Here is a 26,099-nt window from a genome sequence, read left to right as displayed (position 1 = left end):
ATGTCGCAGGCGTAGAAGTTCACGAAGTCCCCGTATGACCCGATGGCGCGCCCGATCATGTTCAACGCGGTCGGCACCTTCTTCAGGTAGTCCTGCAGTTGATCCTGCTGGTCGATCAGCGGCTGCTGGACGGCGTCCAGGTAGTTGATCGTCTTGTGCAGCAGGCCGCGGTTTTCGGCCAGCAGGTCGGCAACCGTGCCGGCGGCGTTGCTGATGTGCGCGGTCCCCCCGGCCAGTTGGTCGCCGTGGTCCTTGAGACCGGTGATCAACACCTCCAGATTGTTGATGGTCTGGTCGAACTGCTGCCGGTGCCGGACCGTCGTGTCCAGCACCGTGTTGAGGTTCTTGATGACCTCGCCGATGGCCTGGTCACGCTCACCGAGTTGGCTGGTCAGCTGCGCGGTCTGGTCGAGGATGTCGTTGATGGTGCCACCCTGCCCCTGGAACACGGTGACCAGCGCGGTCGCGATGCTGTTGACCTTCTGTGGGTCGAGCGCCCGGAACAACGGCTTGAAGCCACCGATCAGGGCGTCGAGGTCGAGCGCCGGCTGGGTGCGGGCGAGCGGGATGAACCCGCCGGGCGCCAGCACCTTGTCGGCGCCGTCGCCCTGGCCGCGCTTGAGTTCGAGGTAGCGGTTGCCGATCAGGTCCAGGTAGCGGATCTGGGCGGTCGTCGACTGGTACAGCGGGATCGAGCGGTCGACGTTGAATTTCACCCGCGCCCGCTTGCCGCCGTCGACCAGTTCCACCGTGTCGACCTTGCCGACCTCGACCCCGGAGGCGCGGACGAACTGACCCGCGCGCAGGCCGCTGACGTTGGTGAACTCCGCCGTGTATCCGCTGGTGCGGTCGAAGCGCATCTGACCGAACACCACGATGATCATCACGGTGAAGATCAGCAGCACCACCGAGAAGATGCTGAGCTTGACAAGGGTTCCGGTGATTTTCATGGGTTGATCGTGTTATCCCCTACCTGGCGTCCCCAGACGTACTCGATCGCATACGGCGATCCGGTGTCCAGGTGGTTGTACGGCGCAAGGCTGTTGCCGGAGTCCATCACCAGTTCCGGTGCGGGCCACAGGTCATGGGTGAGCGGTTGCCAGCACCCCGGGGCACCGCCGGGGCCGCCGCGCGCGTTCACCCGCGGCAGGTTCTCCGGCCACACGTAGGGGTTCGGCGCACCACCGACCAGGCCGGCGACGCCGCCGAGCCCCATCGTGAGCGCGGCGACCGCGACCAGCGACAGCGGGTTGGCGACCAACCCCAACCCGGACAGCGCCTGGGTGTGGCTGTTGAGCGAGTAGCCGTTGCCGCCCAGGAACGACGCGGCCTTGGGCTCGATGTCGTGGTAGTTGCGCACGGTGCAGAACAGCTCGGGACTGTAGGTGTCCAGCAGCTGCGCCGTGGGCACCAGGTCTTCGGCGCCGCGCGCCAGGTACGGACCGCCCTTGTTGAACAGCTCGGCACCGGTGTTGCCGAAGCCGGCCGCCGACAACAACGCCTGATCCAGATCCTTTTGCTGGGCGTTGATGGTGCGCGAGGTGATCACCGCGTTGTTCAAGAAGTCGAACAGGTCCGGCGCCGCGTTCGCGTAGGTGTCGCCCAGCGCCGCCAAACCTTGAATGTCCTTGCGCGCCTGGGGCAACCGCGGATTCACATCATCGAGCAAGATGTTGGCGTTGACCACCGACTGGCCGAACTTCTCGCCCAGCCCCGACAGCGACTGCGCCGCGGCGCTCAGCGTCAGGTTCAGCTTGATCGGATCCACCTTCTCCGCGATCGAGGTGATGGTCTGGAACAGCGTGTTGATCTCGGTGGTCACCGAGCGCGCGTCGATTACCGTGCGCGACGAAATCTTCTGCGGCGACGGATTCGCCGGCGTCGTCAGCGAGACGTACTTGCCACCGAACACCGTCGTCGCCTTGATGTCGGCGTTGACGTTCGACGGGATCAGCTTCAGGTAGCGCGGATACACCTCGAGGGTGAACTTGGCGGCCGGCTTGCCGTCGCGCACCGTCTCCGCAATCGACCCCACCCGGCCGATCTCCACCCCGTTGTAGGTGACCTTCGAACCCGGGTCCATCACCAGGCCGGCGCGCGCTGCCAGCATGGTCAGTTGCGTCTTGGGGGTGAAGCTGCCCCGGAACTGCCCGTAGATCAGGGCCAGCGCCAGCGCGGCGACGACCAACAGCGCCACGCCGGCCAGCTTGTAGGGCGGGGTGCGGGGGGCGTTGGTCTGGATCGGGCTGGCCATGGCGGTTACACCGTGAGCGCGAAGTTGGGGTTGACGCCATAGAGCGCCAACGCGGCGGCCAACACGACAACCTGCACCGACACCAGCGAGAAGCGCATCGATCGACCGACGGCCTCACCCACGCCGACGGGACCGCCGCCGGCCTCATAGCCGTAGAAGCAGTGGGTGATCATCACGACCGCGGTGATGATGATGGCCTCCAGGAACGACCAGAACACGTCCTCGGGGCGCAGGAACGTCCGGAAGTAGTGCTCGTAGGTGCCGTTCGACTGCCCGTAGATCACCGTCGTGGTGATCTGCGGGGACAGGAAAGTCATGATGATCGCCATGGAGTAGATGGGGATGATCACCACCAGCCCGGCCATGATGCGGGTGGAGGCCAAGAACGAGATCGACTTGATGCCCATCACTTCCAGGGCGTCGACCTCCTCGCTGATGCGCATGGCACCCAGCTCCGCCGTGGCGCCGGCGCCGACCGTGGCGGCCATGGCGATGCCGGTGACGACGGGTGCGGCGATGCGCACGTTGATCAGCGCGGCGAAGAAGCCGGTGAACGCCTCGACGCCGATGTTGCCCAGTGAGGCGAAGCCCTGGATGGCGACCAGCGAGCTACCGGACAGCGTCACGAAGCCGACGATGGCGACGGTGCCACCGATGACCGCCATGGCGCCGGTGCCCATGCCGATCTGGGCGATGAGTCGCAGGGTCTCCTTGCGGTAGTTGCGCACCGCGTGCGGGATGTGCCCGACGGCGATGGCGCCGAACCACGCCATCTGACCGATGTCGTCGAGACCGCGAGCGGCGGCGAGGCCGTAGCGGTTGAGGTTCTCTGCCGCCCGCGGGAAGCGGGCGCGGAAGACGGCGGAAGTCGACACGTCAGTGCCCCGTCCCGAACCGGACACCGATGGTGGTCAGCACGACGTTGACAGCGTAGAGCGCGACGACACAGAGCACGACGGTCTCGTTCACGGCGGTGCCCAGGCCCTTGGAGCCGCCGCGCACGGTCAGGCCACGGTAGCAACCGACCAGCCCGGCGATCAGCCCGAAGACTGCGGCTTTGACCGTCGCGATGACGACCTCGGGCAAGCCGGTGATGGTGGTCAGCGTGGCCAGGTAGGCGCCACCCGACACGTTTTGCAGGTAGACGCCGAACAGGTAGCCGCCGACCAGGCCGACGGTGATCACCAGGCCGTTGAGCAGGGTCGCGACCAGGGTGGCGGCCACCACCCGGGGGACCACCAGCCGGTGGATCGGGTCGATGCCGAGCACCTCCATCGCGTCGATCTCTTCGCGGATGGTGCGGGCGCCCAGGTCCGCGCAGATCGCGGTCGAGCCGGCGCCGGCAACCACCAGCACCGTGGTCAGCGGGCCGAGCTGGGTGACGGCGCCGATCGCCGCGCCGGCGCCGGAGAGGTCAGCGGCCCCGAACTGGGCGAGCAGGACGTTGAGGGTGAAGATCAGCAGCACGGTCAGCGGGATCGACACCATGATGGTCGGCAGGAACGCCACCCGCATGATGAACCAGCACTGCTGGATGAATTCGCGGTATTGGAAGGGCCAGCGGAACAGCGCCCTCCCGGTGAGCACGCACATCCGGAAGAATCCCCCGACGAGCGTCAAAGGCGTCTCCAGTTGGTCGCGAACGTAGCCAACCAGGTAGGGACCCCGCCGACTTGTCGACGTTGAACTCACCGTTGCCCCCTCGCGACGTCACCGCGCGCCTCCCAGCGCCGCGGCGGATCGTGTAGCACGCCTCTCCCCCTCGCCGCGAGGCGGCTGGGTGTGCCCCCGCCTCGCCCCGACTCAACGTGTGTGACCATCGGCTCCCTACTGGCAAGTAGTAACGGAGACCACAGGAATGTACCCGATGGCCAATCAGGTGTGAACCGCATCCGCACAATTAACCCTTCGCCAACAGCTGGCAAACGTTACAGCTCCCGTCAACTTCCCTTTCTGCCCCTAAAACCTCTTGCCGTAGAATGGATTTAGTCGATTTCTCCGACGCCGTAGCGAACCCGCAGTTCAGTCTTGAGCACCTTGCCGGCTGGGTTGCGCGGCAACGCATCGACGATCTCGAGCGCCTTGGGGTGCTTGTACCGCGCCAGCCGCTCGGTCAAAAACTCGTCCAACTCTTCGAGCGCTAGATTGTCGCCCGCGACAGCGGCGACCGCGATCGGCACCTCGCCCCACTTCTCGTGCGCCCGGCCGATAACGGCCACCTCGACGATGCTGGGGTGGCTGGCGAGGACGTTTTCCACCTCGGCGCAGTAGATGTTCTCGCCACCGGAGATGATCATGTCCTTCTTGCGGTCGACCACCCACACGTAGCCGTCTTCGTCCATGCGCACGAGGTCGCCGGAGTGGAACCAGCCGCCCGCGAACGCTTCCGCCGTGGCCTGCGGGTTGTTCCAGTAGCCGCTCATCAAAGTTGGTGCGCGGTAGACGATTTCGCCAACCTCGCCGATCGGCACGTCGTTCATGTTTTCGTCGACGACGCGGGCGGCCACGGTGGGGATCACCTTGCCGACCGAGCCGCGTTTGCGAATGGCGTCCTCGCCCAGCAGCATGCACGTCACCGGCGACATCTCCGTCTGGCCGAATGCGGCCAGTATCTGGGCGCCGGGGAACCTCGCCGACATCTCCCGCAGCAGCGCGTCGGGGGCCGGCGCGGCGCCCCAGGAGATCACCCGCAACTTCAGGTCGCGCGGGCGAGCGTGTTGTTCGGCGCAGACCGCCTGCCACTGCGCGGGGACCAGGAAAATCCCGGTGACCTTCTCCGCGGCGAGCACGTCGAGTAGTTGTCCGGGCTCGAACGCGCCCAGCGGGTAGATCACCGTCGGGATGCCCAGCAGCACGCCGGTCAGCAGGTTGCCGATGCCCGCGATGTGAAAGAACGGCACCCCGATGAATCCGACGTCGTTGTTGATGTCGGCGCCGTTGGTGTACAGCCCGGTCATCGTCTGGCCGGTCAGATTCGTGTGGGTCAGCACGGCGCCCTTCGGCCGCCCGGTGGTGCCCGAGGTGTACATGATCAACGCCGGCGAGTCATTGGGGATGTCGACCGGTTGGTGCTCCTGACCGGGCTCGTCGATCAGGTCCTCGTAGCCGAGGACGTTGTCGTCGGCCGGGCCGCCGGCCACCACGACGGTGGCCAGCATTGACTCGATGTCGCGGACCCCGATGGCCACCGGGGCGAGCACGGGCTCGGTGATGATCACCCGCGCCTCGCAGTCCTGGACCAGGAACGCGATCTCGGCTGGGGTGAGCCGGAAGTTCAGCGGGACCGCGATGGCGCCGAGCATGTTGACGGCCAGCACCGATTCGACGAACTCGGTGCGATTGAGCATCAGGATCATCACCCGGTCGCCGAAGCCGACACCCCGGCGGCTCAGCGCATCGGCCAGCGCCGCCACCCGGCGGCGCAGGTCACCCCACGACAGGCTGTTGCCCAGGAACCGCAGTGCGGTCGCGTTCGGCTGCATCAGCGCGTGCCGTTCCAGTTGGTTCACCCAGTTCTGTCGCCGGGCCAGGTACGGCTGCTCGTTCGCCTGTGTCGGATGGCTCGCCAATTGCGCGGTCAAACTCAACACTTCCCTTCACTCGCGCACCGCTTGCGCCAGGTTGATATTTGATAAAACTTAGTGTTGTGTGGGTCACACTATGGCGTTGACGATCCACTGACAAGTCCCCGTTAACACCCGTCAAAACTTAAACCCCGTCCCGCCAAGCCCACGAAAGCCCTGGCAGCCCCCGTGAACGCACCGATGTCAATGCAGCCGAGGAGTCGGCGGCCGCTGCGACGGGCGCAGTTGTCCGACGAGGTGGCCGGGCGTCTGCGGGCGGCGATCATGTCCGGCTCGCTGCGGCCGGGGACGTTCATCCGGCTCGACGAGACCGCGGCCCAGCTCGGGGTCAGCGTCACCCCGGTGCGTGAAGCCCTGCTCAAGCTGCGCGGCGAGGGCATGGTGCAGCTCGAACCGCACCGCGGCCATGTCGTGCTGCCGCTGACCCGCCAGGACATCGAGGACATCTTCTGGCTGCAGGCGTCGATCGCCCGCGAGCTGGCGGCGGCGGCCACGGACCACATCACCGACGCCGAGATCGACGAGCTGGACCGGATCAACGACTCGCTGGCCACGGCCGTCGGGTCCGGCGACGCCGAAACCATCGCCGGCATCGAGTTCGCGTTTCACCGCGTCTTCAACCAGGCGAGCGGCCGGATCAAGCTGGCCTGGTTCCTGCTCAACGCCGCGCGCTACATGCCGGTGCTGGTCTATGCGGCCGACCCGCAGTGGGGCGAGGCCGCGGTGGACAACCACCGCAAGCTGATCGCCGCGCTGCGCCGGCGCGACACCGCCGCGGTGATCGAGCACACCGTGTGGCAGTTCACCGATGCGGCGACCCGGCTGACCGAGATGCGCGACCGCACCGGGCTTAGCGCTTCCTGACGGTCGCGAGCGTAAGCACACTGCGAATCGGGGGCGCCTTTGCGCAGTGGGCTTACGTTCGCGGCGAGAACGGGCTGTCGCGGCTGTTAGCTCGCGGCCAGCTGCTCGGCGCGCTGCTTGAGGCTTTCGGCCAGGTGGTCCAGCACGTTGTTGAGGAGTTGCTTCACCATGGGCGCCGGGACCGGCATCGAGGTCTCGACGTCCAGGTCCACGGTCAGCAGGCTCGAAGCCCCCATCGACACCACCGAGAACAACTGTTCCTGCTTGGTGAACAGGTCGCCCTGCTGCAGGACGGTCTGGATCTGGTTTTCGCCCGGGTAGTACACGGCCTGGATGAACATGCTCTGCATGCCTTGGTAATCGGTGTCGAGCCGCAGCTGGCTGGGACGCCCGTCGTCGTAGCGCGCCAGCACCCAGAGGCCCTTGATCTCCTCGTTCCACTGCGGGTAGGCCTCGAAGTCGCCGACGATCTTCATGATCAACGCGGCGTCGGCGTCCACCTCGACGGTCTTGCTCATCACTGGCATGCGCGAAGCATATCGGGGGCGTACCGGGCCCCTATTGGTCAACGGTGGCCGTCGCCAGCAGCGCGCGGACTGCGTCGGGAATGGGGACGGATTTGCGGGTTTCCCGGTCGACGTAGACGTGCACCCAGTGCCCCAGCGCGGTGATCGGACGCGCCTGATCAGGCGCCGGCCCGTTCTCGGCGCGGAACACGCCCAGCCGGTAGGTGACGCTGCTGCGACCCAGCCGGGTGACGGCCAGGCCCACCACGAGGTGCTGCGGGAATTGCAGTTCGGAGAAGTAGCGGCAGCCCGATTCGGCGACGATGCCCAGCGCGGGCGTGGTGAGCGGGTCCAGCCCGGTGCTGGTGTTGATCCAGGCGTTGATCGCGGTGTCGAAGAGTTGGTAGTACACGGCGTTGTTGAGGTGGCCGAACATGTCGTTGTCGGCCCACCGGGTTCCGACCGGCCACAGCACCGGAAAGTCGTTGCTGGTCAGCCCGTCCGGTGCGGGCGGAACTACGGAAGCCGACGCCATGGTTGTATTCCAGCATGTCTGGAATACGGGGCGCGGTCCTGGAGCACATCGGCTCACCCCGGCCCTACGCACAGTCGCGCCCGATCGCCGTCACCGACCTCGACCTCGCACCCCCGGGCCGCGACGAAGTCCTGGTGCGCATCGAGGCCGCCGGCATCTGCCACTCCGACCTGTCGGTGGTCGACGGCAACCGGGTGCGGCCGGTGCCGATGCTGCTGGGCCACGAGGCCGCCGGGATCGTCGAGCGGGTCGGCGAGGGCGTCGCCGACCTAGCCGTGGGCCAGCGGGTGGTGCTGGTCTTCCTGCCTCGGTGCGGTCATTGCGCAGCGTGCGCGACCCAGGGCCTGACGCCGTGCGAACCGGGCAGCGCGGCCAATGGCGCCGGCACCTTGCTCGGCGGCGACATTCGGCTCAGCCGGGCCGGGCACCCGGTGTATCACCACCTCGGTGTCTCGGGTTTCGCGACGCATGCGGTGGTCAATCGGGCCAGCGCGGTCCCGGTGCCGTCCGACGTGCCGCCCGATGTCGCGGCGCTGCTGGGCTGCGCCGTGCTCACCGGCGGTGGCGCGGTGCTGAACGTGGGGCATCCGCGGCCGGGCCAGGCGGTCGCCGTGGTCGGGCTCGGTGGGGTCGGGATGGCGGCGCTGCTCACCGCGCTGACCTACGACGACGTGCGGGTGGTCGCCGTCGACCAGTTGCCGGAGAAGTTGGCCGCCGCCCGCCGCCTGGGCGCCCACGACACCTACACACCGCAGCAGGCCGCCGAGGCCGGGGTGAAGGCGGCGGTGGTCGTCGAGGCCGTCGGCCATCCCGCCGCGCTGGAGACCGCGATCGGGTTGACCGCACCCGGCGGGCGCACCATCACCGTGGGGCTGCCGCCGCCGTCGGCGCGAATCAGCGTGTCGCCGTTGGGTTTTGTGGCCGAGGGCCGGTCGTTGATCGGCAGTTACCTCGGCTCGGCGGTGCCCAGCCGGGACATCCCCCGGTTTGTCGAGCTGTGGCAGGCGGGCCGGCTGCCGGTGGAATCGCTGGTGTCCTCGACCATTGCGCTCGAGGACATCAACGCGGCAATGGACAATCTGGCCGACGGCACGGCCGTGCGGCAGCTGATCCGATTCGACGGTTAGTCGCCGTGTAACGCGCAGGACAGGGCATCGCCCTGCAGCGCGAACAACCGTTGCGAGCCCGGCCACTCGGGCAGCAGCGAATCGAAGCCGTGGCAGGTGCGGGCGAAGACGTGCAGTTCGGCCGACACTCCCGCACGCAGCAACCGCAGCGCGTAGTCGATCGCCTCGTCGCGGAACGGGTCGATTTCGGCGCAGGTGATCAAAGCCGGTGGCAGCCCGGCGAATTCGCCTCGGCGCGCGGGCACCGTGGCGGCCGATGCGGCCGCCGGTCCCAGGTAGTAGCCCCACATCAGCTCGGCGGCCTCGCCGTCGAACGCCGGGCTGGCGCGAAATTCCGCCTTCGATCCGGTGGCCCGGTCGTCGAGCACCGGTTGGTGCAGCAACTGGAACGCCACCGGCGGCAGCGACCCGTCGGCGGCGCGCTGCGCCAGGCATGCGGCCAGGGTGGCGCCGGCGCTGCTGCCGGCGACCGCCAACCGCGCCGGATCGACGCCGAGTGTGTCCGCGTTCGCGGCGACCCACTGCACCACCGTGTCGGCGTCCTCCAGCCCGGCGGGATAGGGGTGTTCGGGCGCCAGCCGGTAGTCCACCGAAACCACCGTGCACCGCCCGCGGCGCGAAAGCTCGACGCACTGGCGATGATCCGTGTCCAGGTTGCCCAGCGCGAAGCCGCCGGCGTGGCAGTACACCACCACCGGTGCCCGGTCGGCGGGCCCACCGCGGTAGATGCGCACCGGCACGCCGGCCGCGCTGTCCTCCCCGATCCGGATCCCGGGTGCGTCGGTCTGTTCGGCGGCCAGGCGGCGGCGCTCGTTGAACGGTGTGCGAATGAGTTCGATTGCGGCCCGGGAGAAGTCGGTCCGGGTAGTCGCGACGTCACGCAGTGCGGGATCGAGGCGGTCGGCGCCGTCCAGCCGTGTCATCGGCTGCCCCGCTCGGGCATGGTGAACACCTGGGGTTCGGACGTAGCGGGCGCGGTGAAGCGGAAGTCGCCCGGCCTGAACCTGCGCGTCATGCTCCAGAAGGCCCGGGCGCTGCGCGGCCATTGGGTGACCACCCGCCCGTTGGGGGCGCGGAAGTAGTTGCTGCACTGGGTGGTCCAGACGGTGCCCACCATCCATCGATCGATCTTGGCGACGAAGTCGGCCAGCGCGGCGGGTCGCACCGCGATGTAACGCTTGCCCCTGTGCCGCAAATACTTCAGGGCCCGCACGATGTAGCGCGCCTGCGACTCGAGGATGAAGATGACGCTGTTGGAGCCGACGTTGGTGTTCGGCCCGTACAGCATGAAAAAGTTCGGGAATCCCGGCACGGCCATGCCGAGGTACGCGTGCGCCCCGTCGCGCCACACGTCTCGCAGGGTGATTCCGTGTTCGCCGGACACGTCCAGCTCGGCGAGGTAGTCCGCCGCGGCGTACCCGGTGGCACAGACGACCACGTCGACCTCGCGTTCGGTGCCGTCTTCGGTGACCAGGGAGCGCCTGCGCAGGTAGCGCGCCGGGCTGGTCACCACCTCGACGTTGGGCCGGGTCAGCGCGGGCAGGTAATCCGAGGAGAACACCAGCCGCTTGCAGCCCATCGGGTGTTCGGGCGTGAGCTTGCGGCGCAGGTCCTCGTCGTCGACGGTCTTCTCCAACAAACCCAGCGCGACGGCCTTGAACTGTTCGGTCTTTTCGCTGCCGTGCTCGATCACCGCGATGTTGGATTCACTGCGCAGCCACAGCCGGGTCCGGTAAAGCCTTTTGGCGAACGGCAGGTGGGCGAACACCCAGCGCTCCCGCGGCGTGTAGTGCCGGTCGGGCTTCGGCAAGATCCAGGTCGGCGAGCGCTGCACGGAGTACACCGTGTCGGCCACCTTGGCCAGCTCGGGGATCAGCTGGGAAGCCGTCGACCCGGTGCCCAGCACCGCGATCCGCTTGCCCTGCAACGGGATCGAGTGATCCCAGCGCGCCGAGTGCATCACGCTTCCGGTGAACGGTTCTTGCTCGACGAGTTCGGGCAGCAGCGGCCGGGTGAACAGGCCGACGGCCGACACGACCACGTCGAAGCGGTGCTGGTCACCCAACGCGGTGGTCAGGCACCACTGCTGGGTGTCCGAATCCCATTGCGCTGCCCTGATTTCGGTGCGCAGGCGCAGGTGCGGCCGCAATCCGTACTTGTCGGCGCAGCGCTGGAAGTAGTCGAGAATCTCGGGCTGCCCCGACCACAGCCTCGACCAGTCGGCGTTCAGGTCGAACGAGTAGGAGTAGAGGTGCGATTTGACGTCGCAGGCCAGTCCCGGATAGGTGTTGATCCGCCAGGTGCCCCCGACGCCGTCCTCGCGGTCGAAGATGGTGAAGTCATCAAAACCTGCCCGTGACAGCATGATTCCCAGCGCCAGGCCACCGGGACCGGCGCCGATGATGCCGATCGAGATGTCGATCATCGGATCTGCAGGCATTGGCCACCGTCGATGACCAGTTCGGAGCCGGTGATGAACGACGCCTCATCGGAGACCAAGAAGGCGACGGCGTCGGCGACCTCACCGGCCTCGCCGATCCGGCCGACCATCGACGCCGCGGCCAGCCGTGTCTGGGTGGCCTCGTCCAGCATCGTCGTGGCGATGGGCCCGGGGAAGACGGCGTTGACCCGGATGCCGGCGGGCGCGAGTTCGGCCGCGACGGTCTGGGTCAGCCCGCGCAGGGCCCACTTCGACGACCCGTACGCGGCGTGCTGCGGGAAGGGCCGGATGGCGCCGGTGCTGCAGATGTTGACGACCGACGCGTTCGGCGCCTCGCGCAGGTGTTGCAGCGCCGCGCGTATTCCGAGGAATGGGCCCAGACAGTTGACGCGCCAGGCATTTTCGAAGCCTTCGGCCGTCTCCTCGCTCAACGGTGCCCGGTGCAGCACGCCGGCGCAGTTGACCAGCGTGCTCAGCGATCCGAACCGGCCGACGGCCTCCGCCACGGCGGAGTCCCACTGCTCGGGCGAGGTGACGTCGAGCTCGACGGCGAACACGCCGTCGTCGCCTGCGTCGCCGACCGTGGCGCGCAGCTCGTCGGCCCGGCGGTCGCAGGCGGCCACCGCGAAGCCCTTGTCGCGCAGGCGTTTCGCGATGGCCCAGCCCTGCCCGCCGGCGGCGCCGGTCACCAGTGCGACGCGTCGGTTCATGCTGGACTCACCTCGGGGCTGTTGGCCAGCCCGGCGCTCGTGACGAAGCGGCAGCGGCGCCGCGCGAAGCGCCACCGCCCGTCGATGCGGGTCAGCTCGTCGTCGTAGAGGGCGGGCCGCAGTTGCAGGTCGCCGGCGCGGACGAACAGCACCTGTGATCGGGCGGTGGCGCGCTGCCCGTCGACCTCGATGCGCGCGCTTCCGGTCAGGTGCAGGCCGCGGGCCGCGTCGCGGAACATGCCCGCGATCGCGTCGCGGCCGGCAAAGGTCTTGCCGTAGACCAGAAATTCGCCGTCGGGCGCGAACAGCTGCACGCACTCCTCGACGTCGCCGGCGTCAAGGGCTAGGGCGTAGCCGGCGAGCAGCTCCCGGATTTCCTCGTGGTCGTCGTGGGTCATTGCGTCGCCTCGCGCAAATGTTCGGCGGCGCCGCGCCGCAGCGCTTGCGACTCGGCGGCCAGGGTGATCATGCCGAACCCCAGCTGCGCCATGGCGTGGCCCGTCTTGCCGTCCCCGGCGTGAATGCCGGTGACCAGGCCCGCGTCGGACGCGGCCCGGTGGACGCGCACGATCGCGTCCAGCACCTGCGGATGCCGGGTGGCGCCGACGACCCCGGCGCCCAGTGAGATGGCCAGATCGGCCGGGCCGACGTAGATTCCGGTGAGGCCGTCGACGGCGCAGATCTCGTGGATGCCGGATAGCGCCGCCGCGGTCTCGATCATCGCGAACACGCTGACGCGCGACTCGTGGGCGGCGGGATCGTGCCCCAGGCTGGCGCGCAGCGGGCCGAAGCTGCGCACCCCCCGCGGCGGGTACCGGGCCGCGGCCACCGCCGCCGCGGCCTGGTCCGCCGACTCGATCATCGCGATGACGACGGCGTCCGCGCCGGCGTCCAGCACCCGTCCGATCGGTGCGGCGTCGGCGTTGGGCAGGCGCACCACGGTGCCGACGGGCAGGCGCTCGGTGCGGCGCAGGAGTTCGGCGATGGCGGCGTCGTCGAGATAGCCGTGTTGGGCATCGAAGCCGACGTAATCGTAACCGGCGCGGGCGAATTCCTCGGGCCCCAGCGCCGTGGGGCCGGTGACCCAGCCGCCGAATATCGGGGTCTTGCGGCCCAGCGCCAGCTGCAGATTGCTCGGCGTGCTGTCCGTCATGGTCGGCTCATCCGGCGATCGCGATCTTGATGCGGTCGGGGTCCGGCCGACAGGCCAGCTCGAAGGCGTCCTGCACCCCGTCGATGCCGAACGTGTGGGTCAGGTAGGCGCCCAGCAGCCACGGGTGCTCGGCGGCGAACTTGCCCGCCAGCTCCAGCATCCGCCGGCGGTCCAGCGTCACACCGGATTTCAGGGTCAGGTTGTTGCGCAGCATCGCCCGCATGTTGATCGGGTACATCTCGTCGTCGGCGACGCCGAAGTAGAACACGGTGCCGCCGGGGGCGGCGGCGTCGATCGCATGGGTCAGGGTCGCGACCTGGTGGCCGACGGCCTCGATGACGACGTCGGCGCGGTCAGAGGGATCGAGCTGACTCACCCAGCGGTCACTGGTGGCGCGCACCGCGTCGTCGACCCCGAAAGCCCTTGCCACATCGCGGCGGTCGATCGGGTCGACGCCGGTGACCCGCCGCGCACCCGCCGCCTTGGCGACATAGGAGAACAACAGCCCGATCGATCCCTGCCCGATGATCGCGACGTGCCGACCGGCCAGGTCGCCGAGTTGCTCGCAGGCGTACAGGACGCAGGCCAGGGGTTGCAGCCCCACCGCCTGGGCGGGGGTCAGCGCCGGATCGTAGGGCGCCAGCCCGTCGCCGTTGCTGACGATGCGTTCCATCATGCCGTCGAACCCGGACGCCCAGCCGACCACGTGATCGCCGGGGCGGTGCGCGGGATGCCGACTGGCGATCACCTCGCCGGCGACCTCGTGGATGGGGAAGCCGTCCTTCTCGGGGCCGCTGCGGCCGTCGTCGCCCGGGATGCGGCCCTTGGCGCCGCGAAAGGCGGGCAGGTCGCTGCCGCAGACCCCCGCGGCCGAAAACCGCAGCAGCACCTGTCCGTCGGCCAGGACCTCGGGCGTCGTGTCATCAATCGTGTTGCGCTCGAACTGATACGGGGCCATGATCCGGTAGGACCACACGTCAGACCTCCACCGGGATGTTGTTCCAGCCCCATTGGAAGCTGGACGGCAGCCGGGTGGCGGCTTGGCTGTTGATCGCGTAGTCGGGGACCCGGCGCAGCCATTCCTGTAGCAGCACAGCCACTTCCAGCCGCGCCAGGTGATATCCGATGCAGAAGTGCTGGCCGCGGCCGAACGCCAGCGAGCGGCGGATGGGCCGGTCCCAGATGAACTCGTCGGGATCGGGGTATTCGCGCTCGTCGCGGTTCGCGGATGCGAGCAGGGTGATGACGCGCTGGCCCGGGCTGAGGGTCTCGCCGTGAATCTCGAAGGGCTTGCGCACCGTTCGCGCGAACCACTGCGCCGGCGCGCAGAATCGGATCATCTCGTCGCGCGCGATGTGCACGTTGTTCTCCAGGTCGGCGCGCACGGCGGCCAGCTGGTCGGGCCGGCGGCTGAGCTCCCAGAGGCCGTGGGCGACGATTTTGGGCACCGTCTCGGTTCCCCCGATGAAGATGCACAGCATCTGGGTCGCGACTTCCATGTCGTCGAGCGCGCTGCCGTCGGGCAGGTGATAGCCGAGCAGGCCGTCGACAACGTCGAGCGGTCCGCCGGAAGAATCGGCGCGGCGACGCTGGACCGCGGGCAGCAGATATTCGAAGTAGTTGGGCCGAGCCTGCCCGGTGTCCACGCCTTCGCCGGGCTGGGCGAGGCTGCCGGCGTTGACGGTGGCGAGGACCTGCGGCGCGAGATCGGTGGGGATGCCGCACAATTCGCAGACGATGGCGGCCACCACGATGCCGCCGTAGTCCTGGGTCAGGTCGAACGACCCGTCCGGCAGCAGGGCGTCGAGGCGTTCGTTGGCCAGCGCGCGGATGCGGCCCTCGAGGTCGGTGACCGCCCGCGGCCGAAACGGCCGGGAGTGGGTCCGCCGGATCTCGCCGTACAGGTCGGCGTCGAACATGGCATGGAACGGCAACGGGTGCAGCGGCGGGTCGGCGACCGGGCCGCTGTTGTGTTGCGCCAGAACCGATGCCGGCGGCAACGTCCCTTCCGAGGCGACGAAGGTGCCGTTGTTGACTTCCAGCACCGTCCAGATGTCCTCGAAACGCGACAGGGCGAAGGTGTCCCACTGCGGCATGTAGTACACCGGGTGGTGATCACGCAGGATCCGGTAGTACGGCAACGGGTTCGCCATCACCGCCGCATCGAAGGGATCGTAGCTGAAGTCCTTGACTATCAAAGGTTTCCGTATCTCCGTCACTGCAGCGGCGAGGGCGGTAGGGCCTGCAGAATGGAATCCTCCCAGCCGTCGCGCAACGCGGGGGCCACGCTCATCCAGGTGACGATCTCGGCGGGCGGGCTCTCTTTCCAGGAGGGGTAGTGCTCGGCGAAGCAGTCCCAGCCGCCGTCCAGCGCCCAGTAGTGGATGACCTCGTTGTAGCGGAAGGTCGTGGTGAACGAACCGAGCCAGCGCTTACCGGTGCGTTCCGACCAGGGAACGTAGAGCCGCTCCAGTTCGCGGATGTAGTCGTCCTGGCGGCCCGGTTTGGTCTGCATGATCTCTTGAATCACCAGTGGCGCAGTGAAATTGGCCTCGCGCAGTTGGGTCAGCGTCTTGTTGCTGGGGCCGGGGTACATGATGCGACCCTCCCCCGAGGCGCCGATGTCGGCCAGGAATGCCGCCCATTTTCCGGATGCGGCCTCGTGGCTGCCGCCGCGGGCCTGCGCGGCGCCGATCCTGGCGTAATCGGCGAACCCGTCGATCTCCCAGATGATCGTCGCCTGCGGCCAGTGGCCGTTGTACGGCGTGGCTTCCCAGATCGCGAAGAGCCGGGCGCCGAGTTGTTCCATCATCGGTTGATAGGTGTCGGCGAAGATCTCGGTGAACTCCTCACTTCGCCCGGATCCCAGCGAGATCGTCTCGTGCAGGTAGAGCAGCGTGTGTCGGAAGTACTTCTTCATGGCCTAGTCGAGCCGGATCAGCTCTGAGTCGGACCCCGAACCCACGTCGCACAGCAGCGCCTCGGTGGCGCCGACCGTCGTGACCGGAATGCCCGCCGCCGCAAGCGCATAGCCCTTGAACATGCGGGCCGCGCCGCTGAGCAGATGCTGCGCCCGGGTGGTCGCGCGGGCCACGCCCAGCGGCCACCCGTCGCCCCACAGCGCGACCTCGGTCAGCCGGTTGTCCAGCGCCTCGAGGACCACGGCCCGCACCCGGGCGTCGGCGGTGAACGCCTCGGCGCTGACGGCCAGGCTCGTCGAGCCCTCCCCCAGCCCGGCGAGCTCCGGCTCGAGGTCCACTGCCCGCACCCCCAGGATCCGCAGCGACCGGGTGTCGCAACCACGCGGGAGCAGCACGGTCACCTCCCAACCGGCCATCGCCCGGTCGTAGAGCCAGCCGCCCGCCGATTGCACGACATCGACGGCGCTGGCCGCCACCACGTCGAGTCGGTAACGCAGACCCTCGCCGTTGGCGCGGGTTGTTTCCGCGGCGCTGCTCTTGCTGATGTCGAACGTCGGAGCGACCATCGATCCATTCCTCACCACCACCCGCCGCGGTCCGCTGGCGGGTCTCACGCGCTTGTCATGGGGTTTCCCAGGGGCTGGAGCCGCATCCCGCACGGGGCGACGCGGCTCACCGGACAGCGTGACACTTCCGGCGAAATTTGTAAAGCTCCGGGCGGGCCGTCAGGAACCGCGGCGCGCCTCGAGGTCGGCCAGGACTTCCTCGGTGTGCTGCCCGAGTTCCGGTGCCGCAGAACGCGGTGCCCAGGGCGTCCCGTGGAAGTCCGCCGGCGTGGCGACCATCGGCACGGAGGCGTGTTCGTCGGCGGCGTCGGGCACATAAACGATTCCGCCCGCGGCGTGGAACTGCTCGTCGGCGACGACGTCCTCCAGGGTGTTGATCGGCGACCAGAAGAAATCCGGTTCGCCGGCGAAGATCTGCGCCCACTCGTCGAGGGGCCGCGTCGCGAAGATGTCATCCAGCGCGGCGATCAGCGCGGCCGAGTTCGCGGCGCGGGCCCGGGCATCGGCGAAGCGCGGGTCGTCGCGCCACTCGGGCCGGCCCACCGCGCGGCACAGCGCCGGCCAGTGCCGCTCGGGCTCCAGGCCGACGATCCAGAACCGCCGCCCGTCGGAGGCGGCGTAGTTGTTCATGCACGGGTTGCCCATCGTTTCGCGCTGGCCGATCGCGATCGGCTGGCCGCTCATCAGATAGGTGTTGAGGTCGAAGCTGACGGTGTAGGCGCCCTGCCGGTACAGCGAGGTCGTGACCAGTTGGCCCGTCCCGGTGCGTTCGCGCGCGAGCAGCGCCGCGCACACGGCCGCGGCCATCGTCATCCCGGCGGAGTGGTCGCCCATGCCGCCGCGCTGGAACGGGGGCGTGTCGCCGGGGCGGGTGAGCAGGTGCGCCACCCCGGCCCGCGACCAGAAGGCGGCCACGTCGAAGGCGGCGCGATCGGCGTCGGGCCCGCTTTCGCCGTATCCGGTGATGAGCCCGTAGACCAGGCGGGGGTTGGCCGCCGACACCGACTCGAAGTCCAGGCCGAGGCGCTGCAGGGCGCCGGGGCGCACGTTGGTCAGGAAAACGTCTACGTCGGAGAGCAATTCGAGGGCGGTGGCGCGGCCCGGGTCGGTGCCCAGGTCCAGTACCACGCTGCGCTTGGACCGGTTGTCCATCTCGAACGGTGGGTTCAGGCCCAGATCGCAGCCCAGCATGCGGCCGAACATGCGCGCCGGATCACCGGTGGGCGGCTCGATCTTGATCACGTCGGCGCCCCAGTCCGCCAGGATGCCGCCGGCGGCCGGGCCGGCCACCCAGACCCCGAGTTCGACGACTTTGACGCCTGCTACCGGTCCCGCCATGGGTAAGTTCCTACCCTGTCGTCCTGCCGGGGCGCACGCGTCCCCCGTCGGTGCGGCCTCAGCTCGCCTGCCGCACCGCGAAGCTGCCGTCGCGGTCGAAGGCGGCGCGGTTGGCGTCGACGTAGTCGGCGACGGTCATCGGGCTGCGCCCGCTGATCACCTCGACCAGGTTGTTCTCTCCCGCGAAGACGCCGTCCTGGTAGTCCTGCGCGACGCTGCTGAGGTGCTGGACGAAGAACTCCGGGCGGCCCTGCGCGGTCAGCGCCGCGGCGAAGGCGGGGATCCCGATCGGCTCGTAGCGCACCGCGATGCCGAGCGCCTCCGACATCTGCTCGGCGATCCCGTAGTGGTCGAGTTCCTCGGCGCCCACCAGCGGATAAATCTGCCGATCGTGCGGGGCCGGGTTCTGCAGGATGGCCGCGATGACGCCGCCCTGGTCGCGCCCGGCGATGGGAGCGTGGCGCCCGGTGCCGAACGGCAGCCGCAGCACGCCCTCGTCGCCACTGCGCGACCATTGCCATTTGAGCCACTCGGCGAAGAAGGTCGGACGCAGATGCGTGGTACCGAAGGCGAACCGGTCCAGCAATCGCTCGGCGATCCAGTGCTGCTGTGCGGCATGACTTTTCGCCTCACGCCGCGCGGATATCTGGGACATGTTGACCACCGCTCGCACGCCCGCCTCGCTGGCGGCCTGGGCGAAGATGGCCGTGGCCGGCAGCAGGCTGCCCGGGGCGATCGGGTAGCAGAAGTAGGCGGCGCTGACGCCGGTCATCGCGGAGCTGACGGCGTGAAAGTCGAGCAGGTCACCCTCGACGATCTCCGCGCCCAGGCCCGCCAGCGCCTCGGAGCGCTGGTCGATGCGGTGCACGAACGCGCGCACCCGGTGCCCGGCGGCGAGCAGAAACTCGACGGTGGGCGCACCGGTATTGCCCGTCGCCGCGGTGATGAGGAACAGCTGATCCGATGACATTTTCCTAGCTCCCTGCTGACTAACGATGTCGTTAGTAAGATACAAGCACGATATGCTGGATAACGCAAGCGTTAGCCAAAAGGGGATCGTGATGGAGTTCGAGAACCGGCTGCGGGATCGCCGGCAGTGGTCGATCGGTGAAGGCTGTTCGATGTCGAAGGTCCTCGAACTGCTGAGCACCAAGACGGCGTTCCAGGTAGTCCGCGAATTGTTCTTCGGCACAACACGGTTCGAGGATTTCGTGGAACGCATCGCGACGTCGGCACCGGCGGTATCGCGGGCGCTCAAGCAGCTCGAGGCGGCGGGCATCGTCGCGCGGGTGCCCTACCGGGAGCCGGGGCAGCGCGCCCGCGACGAGTACCGCCTGACCGAGGCCGGCGAGGACTTCCTGCCGGTGTTCATGGCGCTGGTGCAGTGGGGAGACGCCTACCTGCAAGACGGTCCCACCAGGCTGGCGTTCGTCGACGCCGACACCGGCCGGGCCGTCGGGGTACGCGTGACCACCGACACCGGCGCACCGGGAAAGCGCTCGGCCGACATCCGGATCCAACGCGCCCCCGCCCCGTCGCGGCGACGCCCATGATTGGCTAGAGCGAGGGCAAGCAACCGGGAGGCACACATGAGTCTGGTGGCCGGGCGGGGTCCGCTCAGCAGCGATCCCGCGGGACGCTTCTCGCCCGCGATCCCCGATGACGTCGTCTACGTCGAACCGCATCCCCGGCGGGTGCAGGCCGTCAAGGACGGGCGGGTGGTGATCGACACCGAGCGGGCGCTGATGGTGCACCGCCGGGGCCGGCCGCTGAGCTACGCCTTCGCCGCCGACGAGGTCGGCGACCTACCGAGCGAGCCCGAACCCGAAGCGCCGGGTTTCGTACAGGTGCCCTGGGACGCGGTCGACACCTGGCTGGAAGAGGGGCGCAGGCTCGTGCACTACCCGCCCAATCCCTATCACCGCGTCGATTGCCGTCCGACCCGGCGGCGCCTGCGCGTCCGCGTCGAGGGCGCCACGCTGGTGGACACCGACGACACGGTGATCGTGTTTGAGACCGCGCTCGCCCCGCGGCTCTACGTCGATCCGGCTCACGTGCGCACCGATCTGCTGCGGCGCTCCGAGACCGAGAGTTACTGCAATTACAAAGGTTTCGCGACGTACTGGTCGTTCGCCTCGGGCGACCATGTCGTGGCCGACGTCGCGTGGAGCTACCCCGGCCCGCCGCCGGAAAGCCTGCCCATCACGGGGTTTCTGAGTTTCGACGAGACCCGCGTCGAGGTGACGGCCGAACTGCCGGTCAGCGCCCGTAGCTAGGACGCCCGAGCCCCAGCTCGTGCTGGGCAATCATGTTGCGGAACACCTCCATGGTGCCGCCGTAGATGCCGGCGGGCACGGCGTGCCGGAAGATGAACTCGATGGCACCATTATCGGCGAAGTCCGCCGAACCCGGTGTGTCGGTGGGCAATGCCGATGCCGTCCCGAGCAGGTCCATCAGTTCCTGGGACACCTCACGCATGGTCTGGATGAGCGCCACCCGCCCATACATTCCGGGGGTGGACATGGCGGCCTCGATGCGGGCCATGCTGCGCCCGAGCCGGTATTTGATCGCGTCGTCGTCGATCGGCCGCCGGCCCGTCGCATCGGGTCTCGACAGAATCGCCGCGACCCCGTCGGCCACCTCGGCCATCAGGTGGCCGTGCTCCGAGAGCATCGAAATGTTCTGCAGGCCATGGTCTTGGGGGTCGGTGATGCCGTGTTCGGCGTCGAGGGCGAACCGCATCACCGTCCAGCCGCCGTTGACCTCACCGATCCGGTACAGGTCGTCGACCCGCACGTCGCTGTAATAGACGATGTTGGTGCGGTCACCGTCCAGCGTGCGGATGCCCTGGATCTCGATGCCTGGCGAATCCAGCGGCACCAGGAACATGGTGAGGTTCTTGTGTTTCGGGCCTTGCGGATTGGTGTTGGTGAGCAGGAAGACGTACTTGGCGTTCTGCGCGTTCGAGGTGAACATCTTGGAGCCATTGATAATCCAGCTAGACCCATCCGCCTCCCGCACGGCCCGGGTCTTGCAGGTGGCGACGTCGGACCCGCCCTCGGGTTCGGTGTAGCCCAGGCAGAGCCGGATCTCCCCGGACAGCACGCCCGGCAGGATCGCGTCGGCGAGTTCTGGCGCGCCGAATTGCTTGACCAACCGCGCGACCACCGCCGTGGTGCCCCAGTGGAACCACGGGGTGTGGGCGCGACCGATCTCGAGGTGGAAGATTCGCCGGCGCACCGGGTCGAATCCCCCTTCGGACTCCTGGTACCAGTCCGACGTCAGATAACCCGCTTCGCCTAGCGCCAGATGCACCGGCTCACTGAAGTTTTCACCGGTCTCACGATCGCGCCGAAGCACCTCGTCGGTGACGTGTTCGGCCATGAACGCCCGGGTCTCATCGAGGAATTTCTGATCCTCGGGCGAAAGGTCGACGCGGGAGAAGTCCATCAGGCCGCGTCGATGACCAGGGTGCGGAACCGGTCGAGGGTTTCGAGCGCGTGCGTCAGGCTGTCACCGGGCAGGTGAACGCTGACCCACGTGACGCCCAGCTTCTCCAGCTTCTCCAAGCCGTGCAGGTAGGCGTCGGCGTTGAAGTCGTCGTCGGTGATGTTGCCGCCCTCGAAGTTGGTGAATGTGATGTCGATCGACGACCAATCCCGTTGCGCGGCATCGCATCTGCGTCGCAGGTCGTCGATGCCGTCGGCGAGCTTCGACACCGAGTCGATGACGGCGGTGCCGGCCGTCTGGGCCAGCTGCGGCGGCGCGGGGAACGGGCACCACCCGTCGCCGTACTGGGCCACCCGCTGTCGCGAGGACGACGTGTTGCCCCCGATCCAGATCGGCGGGTGCGGATCGCTGACCGGGCGGGGATGCGCGGTGATGCCACGCGCGCTGAAATGCTTGCCGTCAAAGGAGATATCGTCGCCGGTCCAGATGGCCCGGATCACCTGCAGCGACTCCTCGAACAGCTCGGCGCGCTCGTCGTAGCTGACGCCCAGGGCCGCAAACTCGCGCTTGAGGTAACCCACGCCCACCGCGAGCGTGAACCGCCCACCCGAGAGCAGGTCCAGGGTGGCGCCGGACTTGGCCACCACGAACGGGTTTCGGTACGGCAGCACCACGATGTTAGGGATCAGCCGCAGCGTGGACGTCGTCGCCGCCGCGAAACCCAAGGCGACAAAGGGATCCAACGCATCGTGTCCGCCGGCTTCCAGCCAGCGCTGCGAGGGCGCCGGATGGTCGGTGAAGCCGAAACCGTGGATTCCGGCCGCCTCGGTCGCGGCGGCCACCTTGCCGATCCCGTCCCCGCTCACCAGCTCCGGGTTGTACGGATGACTGTGCATCGGGTGGGTGATGGTGAACCGCATAGCCTTAGAACCGCGCGCGGGAGTCGATCGCCGTGTCGCTGGTGCGCAGCGGGCGGATCAGCGCCTCCTGGGCGAAGGAGGCCAGCAGCTCGCCCTCTTCGGAATGCACGGTCCCGCGCACGTATGACATGCCCGCGCCGACCTGGGTGCTCTCGTGGGTGTAGAGCAGCCATCCGGTCCAGTCCACGGGTTCGTGGAAGGCGACCGAGATGCTCATCGGCGCGGTCGACACGGTCAGGTGGGCCTGCGCGGTGCCGATGCCCTCGTGCGCCCGCATGGTGGTCGAGATGCCCAGGTGGCCGGTGAAGTACGCGAGCAGCGCCTTGGCCAACTCGTCGCGCGTGGGGATCGGGTCGTAGTGCAGCCACGCATAGAGCTCCGGCGGGCCGACCTCGTCGGGGCTGTTGACGTCGACGACGTCGACGAGGCGCAGCTCGCGACCGACCATCGGCATCGGCGAGTGGTTCGCGTCCGCCGGGCCGGCGACGTCGGGGCGCGGCAGGTGGTGCCGGATGACGTCGTCGGTGGGCACGTCGGCCAGCACCGTGATGCTCAGGCAGCGCCGGCCGTTCTGATGCACGGCGACCACCGCGGTGGCGGTGGAACGGCCCTCGGCCACGACGTCGAGAACCAGTTCGATGGGCGGGCCGACGGTGATCGCGCGCGAGAAGACGGCGTGCGCCGAGCGCACCGACTTGTCGGGGAAGCGTTTGGCCACCGCGACGATCGCCTGCGCGAGCACCTGGGTGCCCTCCACCACCTGGCGTTCGTCGCCCGCCGCGATGCCGGTCTCGCCGGTGAACTTGTCCTGCCCGTCTTCCTGGACGTCGAACAGGTCCAGCAGGCCCTGCACGGTCCACTCGGTCTGCGCGGATTCCTCAGACGCCTTCGTCAATCCCGTTCACCTCTCGCGCTCGCAGCTCAGCGCTCAGCGTGACACTTTGAGTAGGATTTGTAAAGCTTGGCTAACAAGACGCCGGCCCGCCGCACCGGTAAGACGGCCGAAAGCCTAGGGAGGCAACCCAATTGGGTATCGTGACCACCACCTCGGAAACCGCGTTCACCCAGTCCGCCGAAACGGTGTACGACTTCGTCACCAATCCGCAGAACTGGACCAAGACCTATCCCGGCAGCGCGCACATCGCCAACTTGCCGCAGCTCCCGCTCAAGGTCGGTGACACCTGGGAGGAGGCCGGCCCCGACGGCGACCGGGTCTTCACCTGGCAGCTGGCCGCCGCGGTGCGCCCGACGCGGTTCGTGTTCACCTCGGTCGGCCGCCTGGGCCATGACCGCGACGGCAACGGCGGCATGGAGGGGCGCATCACGGTCTCCTACCACTTCACCAGGCCGGGGCAGGACGTCACGCTGTTCTCCCGCACCATGACGATCGAGGCGTACAAGCACGCCCCGCTGCCCGATCAGCTCTTCATGCAGGCCAATCCCGCCAAGATCGACGCCTATCACCAGGCCGTGGCCCGCGAGCTCGCCCGATCGGCAGATTGACACCGACACCCGCGGTGCATGACACTTTTTCGGTGTTTTGTAAAGCAGACCGCGACGCGCCAGGCGGGGACCGATGATCCCCGAGCCGCTGGCCAACGGTTTCTGCTTCGGCGAGGGCCCGCGCTGGTTCGAGGGCCTGCTGTGGTTCTCGGACATGCTGGGCGAGGCGGTGCACACCGCGACCATGGGCGGATCACTGACCACGCTGCCGCTGCCCGGGTATTCGCCGTCCGGCCTGGGCTTTCGGCCCGACGGGTCGCTGCTGATCGCCTCGACCGAGGACCGGCAGGTGCTGCGCTATGACGGCGAAACCGTGGTCACCATCGCCGATCTCGCGGACGTGGCGCCGGCCAACCTCGGCGACATGGTCATCGACGACGCGGGCCGCGCCTACATCGGCTGCCAGGCGTTGCACGGCGGCGTCATCATCCGGCTCGACCCCGACGACAGCGCCACCGTCGTGGCCGACGACCTCGACTTCCCCAACGGGATGGCGATCACCCCGGACCGCAAGACGCTGATCGTCGCCGAGTCGACCGGCCGGCGGCTCTCCGCGTTCTCCATCGGCGCCGACGGTGGACTGTCCGACCGACGAGTTTTCGCCGACGGCCTGGACGGGCCGCCCGACGGCATCGCGCTGGACGCCGAGGGTGGGGTGTGGGCGTCGATGACGCTGGCCCACCAGTTCGAGCGGATCGTGGCCGGCGGCGAGGTGACCGATCGCATCGACATGGGCGAGCGGGTCGCCATCGCCTGCGCGCTGGGCGGTCCGCAGCGCCGCACGCTGTTTTTGTTGTCGAGCACGGAGGCCTATCCTCAGCGCCTGGCCGGCACGCGGCTTTCGCGGCTGGACGCGGTCACGGTGACCACCCCCGGCGCCGGCCTGCCCTGACCCGAGAGGTTGACGATGACCGACGCCTACTACGAGCTGATCGACCCGGCCGGCGATGACGCCGCCGCGCTGGGCGAGAAGTTCAGGGCGACCGATCTGGCGCGCGGCACCTGGTCGGCGGCGATCCAGCACGGCGGTCCGGTATCGGCGCTGTTGGTCCGGGCGCTGGAGCGGTGCGAGCAGCGCGACGACACCCGGCTGTCCCGCGTGGTCATCGACCTGCTGGGCGGGGTCCCGGCCGAGGGCGACCTGTGGGTGCGCGCCGACGTGCAGCGCCCCGGCAAGCAGATCGAATTGCTCGGCGCCGAAATGCTGGCCCCCGGTCCCGACGGCGCCCCGCGGCCGGTGGCGCGCGCCAGCGGGTGGCGGTTGCAGCACCAGGACACGGAACCGATCGCGCACGCCGCGGCGCCACTGCCCCGGCCCCGGGCCGAGGCCTTCAATCGCAACCTGAAGGCGCGCGACTGGGACCGCAACTATGTGCACAGCTTGGAGTGGCTGTGGCTGACCGAGCCGCTGAGCGAAGGCCCCGGCGAATCCTGGATCAACCCGACCGTCGACCTGGTCAACGGCGAGTCCATGACGCAGCTGGAACGGCTGTTCGCGGTGGCCGACTGCGCCAACGGCATCGGCAGCAAGCTCGACATCACCAAATGGACGTTCCTCAACACCGATCTGGCGGTGCATGTGTTTCGTGTTCCCGACGGCGACTGGATCGGCATCCGGGCGGAGACCAGCTACGGGCCGGACGGCATCGGCACGACCATCGGCACGTTGTTCGACGAGCAGGGCGCGGTCGGCGCCATCCAGCAGTCGGTGCTGGTGCGCCGGCGCCCGCCTCGGGCCTAACGTGGGAGCGAATGACCATGACACCTCGGCGACACCGCGAAAAGTCTGAATCATGAGCCAGCCGGCCCGGGCGACTACGATCGCCGACACCGACACCTCGACCCGTCAGCGGATTCTGGCGGCCACCGCCGAGGTGCTCGGCCGTAACGGCAAGACCAAGCTCAGCCTGTCCGACGTCGCCACCCAGGCCGGGGTGTCCCGCCCGACGCTGTATCGCTGGTTCGCCTCCAAAGAGGAGCTGCTGTCGGCGTTTTCGGCCTACGAGCGCCAGATCTTCGAAAGCGGTTTGGTGAAGGCCACCGCGGGCCTGAAGGGCGTGGACAAGCTCGACGCCGTGCTGCGGTTCATCGTCGAATACCAGCATTCGTACTCCGGGGTGCGGATGGTCGACGTCGAGCCCGAGCACACCATCGCCCAGTTCTCCTGGGTGATCCCGCAGATGCGCGAGGGGCTGCAACGCCACCTGCCCGGGCCCAACGCGGCGGTG

At 68.5% G+C, this 26,099-nt stretch carries 29 protein-coding genes; 8 read left to right on the top strand and 21 right to left on the bottom strand.

Annotated elements, in window-relative coordinates; translation table 11 throughout:
• The 5 genes from A5624_RS03505 to fadD5 form a co-directional block, all read right to left on the bottom strand.
• Nucleotides 1–950 (bottom strand): virulence factor Mce family protein (locus tag A5624_RS03505; protein ID WP_066861592.1); only part of this gene is annotated, 950 nt, incomplete at its 3' end.
• On the bottom strand, nt 947–2,254 hold the full coding sequence (locus A5624_RS03500; protein WP_066861589.1) for an MCE family protein: 1,308 nt from the start codon (nt 2,252–2,254) through the stop codon (nt 947–949). The genes A5624_RS03505 and A5624_RS03500, both read right to left, overlap by 4 nt.
• Nucleotides 2,255–2,259: 5 nt before the next feature.
• Nucleotides 2,260–3,129, bottom strand: coding sequence for an ABC transporter permease (locus A5624_RS03495; RefSeq protein ID WP_066861586.1), 870 nt, complete (start codon nt 3,127–3,129; stop codon nt 2,260–2,262).
• Nucleotide 3,130: 1 nt separating this feature from the next.
• The gene (locus A5624_RS03490) at nt 3,131–3,946 is read right to left on the bottom strand and encodes an ABC transporter permease (RefSeq protein WP_066861583.1); all 816 of its coding nucleotides are present in this window, start codon (nt 3,944–3,946) and stop codon (nt 3,131–3,133) included.
• A 293-nt stretch (nt 3,947–4,239) separates the two neighbouring features.
• Nucleotides 4,240–5,835, bottom strand: coding sequence for a fatty-acid--CoA ligase FadD5 (gene fadD5, locus A5624_RS03485; RefSeq protein WP_066861605.1), 1,596 nt, complete (start codon nt 5,833–5,835; stop codon nt 4,240–4,242).
• Between the two features lie 183 nt (nt 5,836–6,018).
• Between fadD5 and A5624_RS03480 the strand changes: the two genes are divergently transcribed.
• On the top strand, nt 6,019–6,702 hold the full coding sequence (locus tag A5624_RS03480; protein WP_197499482.1) for a GntR family transcriptional regulator: 684 nt from the start codon (nt 6,019–6,021) through the stop codon (nt 6,700–6,702).
• A gap of 86 nt (nt 6,703–6,788) precedes the next feature.
• Here A5624_RS03480 and A5624_RS03475 read toward each other — a convergent pair whose 3' ends face one another.
• Nucleotides 6,789–7,229, bottom strand: coding sequence for an SRPBCC family protein (locus A5624_RS03475; RefSeq protein ID WP_066861577.1), 441 nt, complete (start codon nt 7,227–7,229; stop codon nt 6,789–6,791).
• Nucleotides 7,230–7,260: 31 nt separating this feature from the next.
• Complete coding sequence (locus A5624_RS03470) at nt 7,261–7,743, bottom strand: thioesterase family protein (protein WP_156748781.1); 483 nt, start codon at nt 7,741–7,743, stop codon at nt 7,261–7,263.
• A 14-nt stretch (nt 7,744–7,757) separates the two neighbouring features.
• Between A5624_RS03470 and A5624_RS03465 the strand changes: the two genes are divergently transcribed.
• On the top strand, nt 7,758–8,870 hold the full coding sequence (locus A5624_RS03465) for an alcohol dehydrogenase catalytic domain-containing protein (protein ID WP_066861599.1): 1,113 nt from the start codon (nt 7,758–7,760) through the stop codon (nt 8,868–8,870).
• Here A5624_RS03465 and A5624_RS03460 read toward each other — a convergent pair.
• The 11 genes from A5624_RS03460 to A5624_RS03410 all read right to left on the bottom strand — a co-directional run bounded on the left by A5624_RS03460 (nt 8,867) and on the right by A5624_RS03410 (nt 18,968).
• Nucleotides 8,867–9,793 carry an alpha/beta hydrolase gene (locus tag A5624_RS03460; RefSeq protein WP_066861567.1) on the bottom strand — a complete coding sequence of 309 codons (927 nt, stop codon included), beginning with the start codon at nt 9,791–9,793 and terminating at the stop codon, nt 8,867–8,869. The two genes, A5624_RS03465 and A5624_RS03460, sit on opposite strands and share 4 nt — an antisense overlap.
• On the bottom strand, nt 9,790–11,310 hold the full coding sequence (locus A5624_RS03455) for an NAD(P)/FAD-dependent oxidoreductase (protein WP_066861565.1): 1,521 nt from the start codon (nt 11,308–11,310) through the stop codon (nt 9,790–9,792). The genes A5624_RS03460 and A5624_RS03455 overlap by 4 nt, the downstream gene beginning before the upstream one ends.
• Nucleotides 11,292–12,020 (bottom strand): SDR family NAD(P)-dependent oxidoreductase, encoded by a 729-nt coding sequence (locus A5624_RS03450; RefSeq protein ID WP_066861559.1) that lies wholly within the window; start codon nt 12,018–12,020, stop codon nt 11,292–11,294. Before A5624_RS03450 ends, A5624_RS03455 begins: the two co-directional genes overlap by 19 nt.
• Nucleotides 12,017–12,418, bottom strand: a complete 402-nt coding sequence (locus A5624_RS03445; protein WP_066861556.1) for a nuclear transport factor 2 family protein — start codon at nt 12,416–12,418, stop codon at nt 12,017–12,019. The genes A5624_RS03450 and A5624_RS03445 overlap by 4 nt, the downstream gene beginning before the upstream one ends.
• Nucleotides 12,415–13,173 carry an HpcH/HpaI aldolase/citrate lyase family protein gene (locus A5624_RS03440; RefSeq protein ID WP_066861553.1) on the bottom strand — a complete coding sequence of 253 codons (759 nt, stop codon included), beginning with the start codon at nt 13,171–13,173 and terminating at the stop codon, nt 12,415–12,417. Before A5624_RS03440 ends, A5624_RS03445 begins: the two co-directional genes overlap by 4 nt.
• Nucleotides 13,174–13,180: 7 nt before the next feature.
• Entirely contained in the window at nt 13,181–14,149 is a 969-nt protein-coding gene (locus tag A5624_RS03435; protein ID WP_066861550.1) for a zinc-binding dehydrogenase, read from the bottom strand.
• 1 nt (nt 14,150) lies between these two features.
• Nucleotides 14,151–15,326 carry a cytochrome P450 gene (locus A5624_RS03430; protein ID WP_066861595.1) on the bottom strand — a complete coding sequence of 392 codons (1,176 nt, stop codon included), beginning with the start codon at nt 15,324–15,326 and terminating at the stop codon, nt 14,151–14,153.
• 62 nt (nt 15,327–15,388) lie between these two features.
• Entirely contained in the window at nt 15,389–16,093 is a 705-nt protein-coding gene (locus tag A5624_RS03425) for an NIPSNAP family protein (protein WP_066861547.1), read from the bottom strand.
• Between the two features lie 3 nt (nt 16,094–16,096).
• Nucleotides 16,097–16,660 (bottom strand): hypothetical protein, encoded by a 564-nt coding sequence (locus tag A5624_RS03420; protein ID WP_066861544.1) that lies wholly within the window; start codon nt 16,658–16,660, stop codon nt 16,097–16,099.
• Nucleotides 16,661–16,819: 159 nt separating this feature from the next.
• Complete coding sequence (locus A5624_RS03415) at nt 16,820–17,998, bottom strand: CoA transferase (protein ID WP_066861540.1); 1,179 nt, start codon at nt 17,996–17,998, stop codon at nt 16,820–16,822.
• A gap of 58 nt (nt 17,999–18,056) precedes the next feature.
• Nucleotides 18,057–18,968, bottom strand: coding sequence for an NmrA family NAD(P)-binding protein (locus A5624_RS03410; RefSeq protein WP_066861537.1), 912 nt, complete (start codon nt 18,966–18,968; stop codon nt 18,057–18,059).
• Nucleotides 18,969–19,059: 91 nt separating this feature from the next.
• Between A5624_RS03410 and A5624_RS03405 the strand changes: the two genes are divergently transcribed.
• Both A5624_RS03405 and A5624_RS03400 read left to right on the top strand, forming a co-directional pair.
• Nucleotides 19,060–19,551 (top strand): helix-turn-helix domain-containing protein, encoded by a 492-nt coding sequence (locus tag A5624_RS03405; RefSeq protein WP_066861534.1) that lies wholly within the window; start codon nt 19,060–19,062, stop codon nt 19,549–19,551.
• Between the two features lie 36 nt (nt 19,552–19,587).
• Nucleotides 19,588–20,274: a DUF427 domain-containing protein gene (locus A5624_RS03400; RefSeq protein ID WP_066861531.1), complete on the top strand. Its 687-nt coding sequence runs from the start codon at nt 19,588–19,590 to the stop codon at nt 20,272–20,274.
• Here A5624_RS03400 and A5624_RS03395 read toward each other — a convergent pair.
• From A5624_RS03395 to A5624_RS03385, 3 genes are read right to left on the bottom strand one after another with little or no spacing between them, the layout of a single operon-like run.
• The gene (locus A5624_RS03395) at nt 20,258–21,448 is read right to left on the bottom strand and encodes an acyl-CoA dehydrogenase family protein (protein WP_066861528.1); all 1,191 of its coding nucleotides are present in this window, start codon (nt 21,446–21,448) and stop codon (nt 20,258–20,260) included. The two genes, A5624_RS03400 and A5624_RS03395, sit on opposite strands and share 17 nt — an antisense overlap.
• The gene (locus tag A5624_RS03390) at nt 21,448–22,368 is read right to left on the bottom strand and encodes an LLM class F420-dependent oxidoreductase (protein WP_066861524.1); all 921 of its coding nucleotides are present in this window, start codon (nt 22,366–22,368) and stop codon (nt 21,448–21,450) included. Before A5624_RS03390 ends, A5624_RS03395 begins: the two co-directional genes overlap by 1 nt.
• Nucleotides 22,369–22,372: 4 nt before the next feature.
• Nucleotides 22,373–23,263: an acyl-CoA thioesterase II gene (locus A5624_RS03385; RefSeq protein ID WP_066861521.1), complete on the bottom strand. Its 891-nt coding sequence runs from the start codon at nt 23,261–23,263 to the stop codon at nt 22,373–22,375.
• 131 nt (nt 23,264–23,394) lie between these two features.
• On the opposite strand from A5624_RS03385, the gene A5624_RS03380 reads away from it, so the two are divergent.
• The 4 genes from A5624_RS03380 to A5624_RS03365 all read left to right on the top strand — a co-directional run.
• Complete coding sequence (locus A5624_RS03380) at nt 23,395–23,871, top strand: SRPBCC family protein (RefSeq protein ID WP_066861518.1); 477 nt, start codon at nt 23,395–23,397, stop codon at nt 23,869–23,871.
• A gap of 73 nt (nt 23,872–23,944) precedes the next feature.
• Nucleotides 23,945–24,763, top strand: a complete 819-nt coding sequence (locus A5624_RS03375) for an SMP-30/gluconolactonase/LRE family protein (protein ID WP_066861515.1) — start codon at nt 23,945–23,947, stop codon at nt 24,761–24,763.
• Between the two features lie 15 nt (nt 24,764–24,778).
• On the top strand, nt 24,779–25,612 hold the full coding sequence (locus A5624_RS03370; RefSeq protein ID WP_066861512.1) for a thioesterase family protein: 834 nt from the start codon (nt 24,779–24,781) through the stop codon (nt 25,610–25,612).
• Between the two features lie 52 nt (nt 25,613–25,664).
• On the top strand, nt 25,665–26,099 hold a 435-nt coding region (locus A5624_RS03365; RefSeq protein WP_066861509.1), incomplete at its 3' end, for a TetR/AcrR family transcriptional regulator.

It is taken from the genome of Mycobacterium sp. 1482292.6, from assembly GCF_001672995.1.
Classification (GTDB): domain Bacteria; phylum Actinomycetota; class Actinomycetes; order Mycobacteriales; family Mycobacteriaceae; genus Mycobacterium; species Mycobacterium europaeum_A.
Note: the sequence above shows the minus strand (reverse complement) of the source record. Positions and strands in the feature narration are given on the sequence as shown.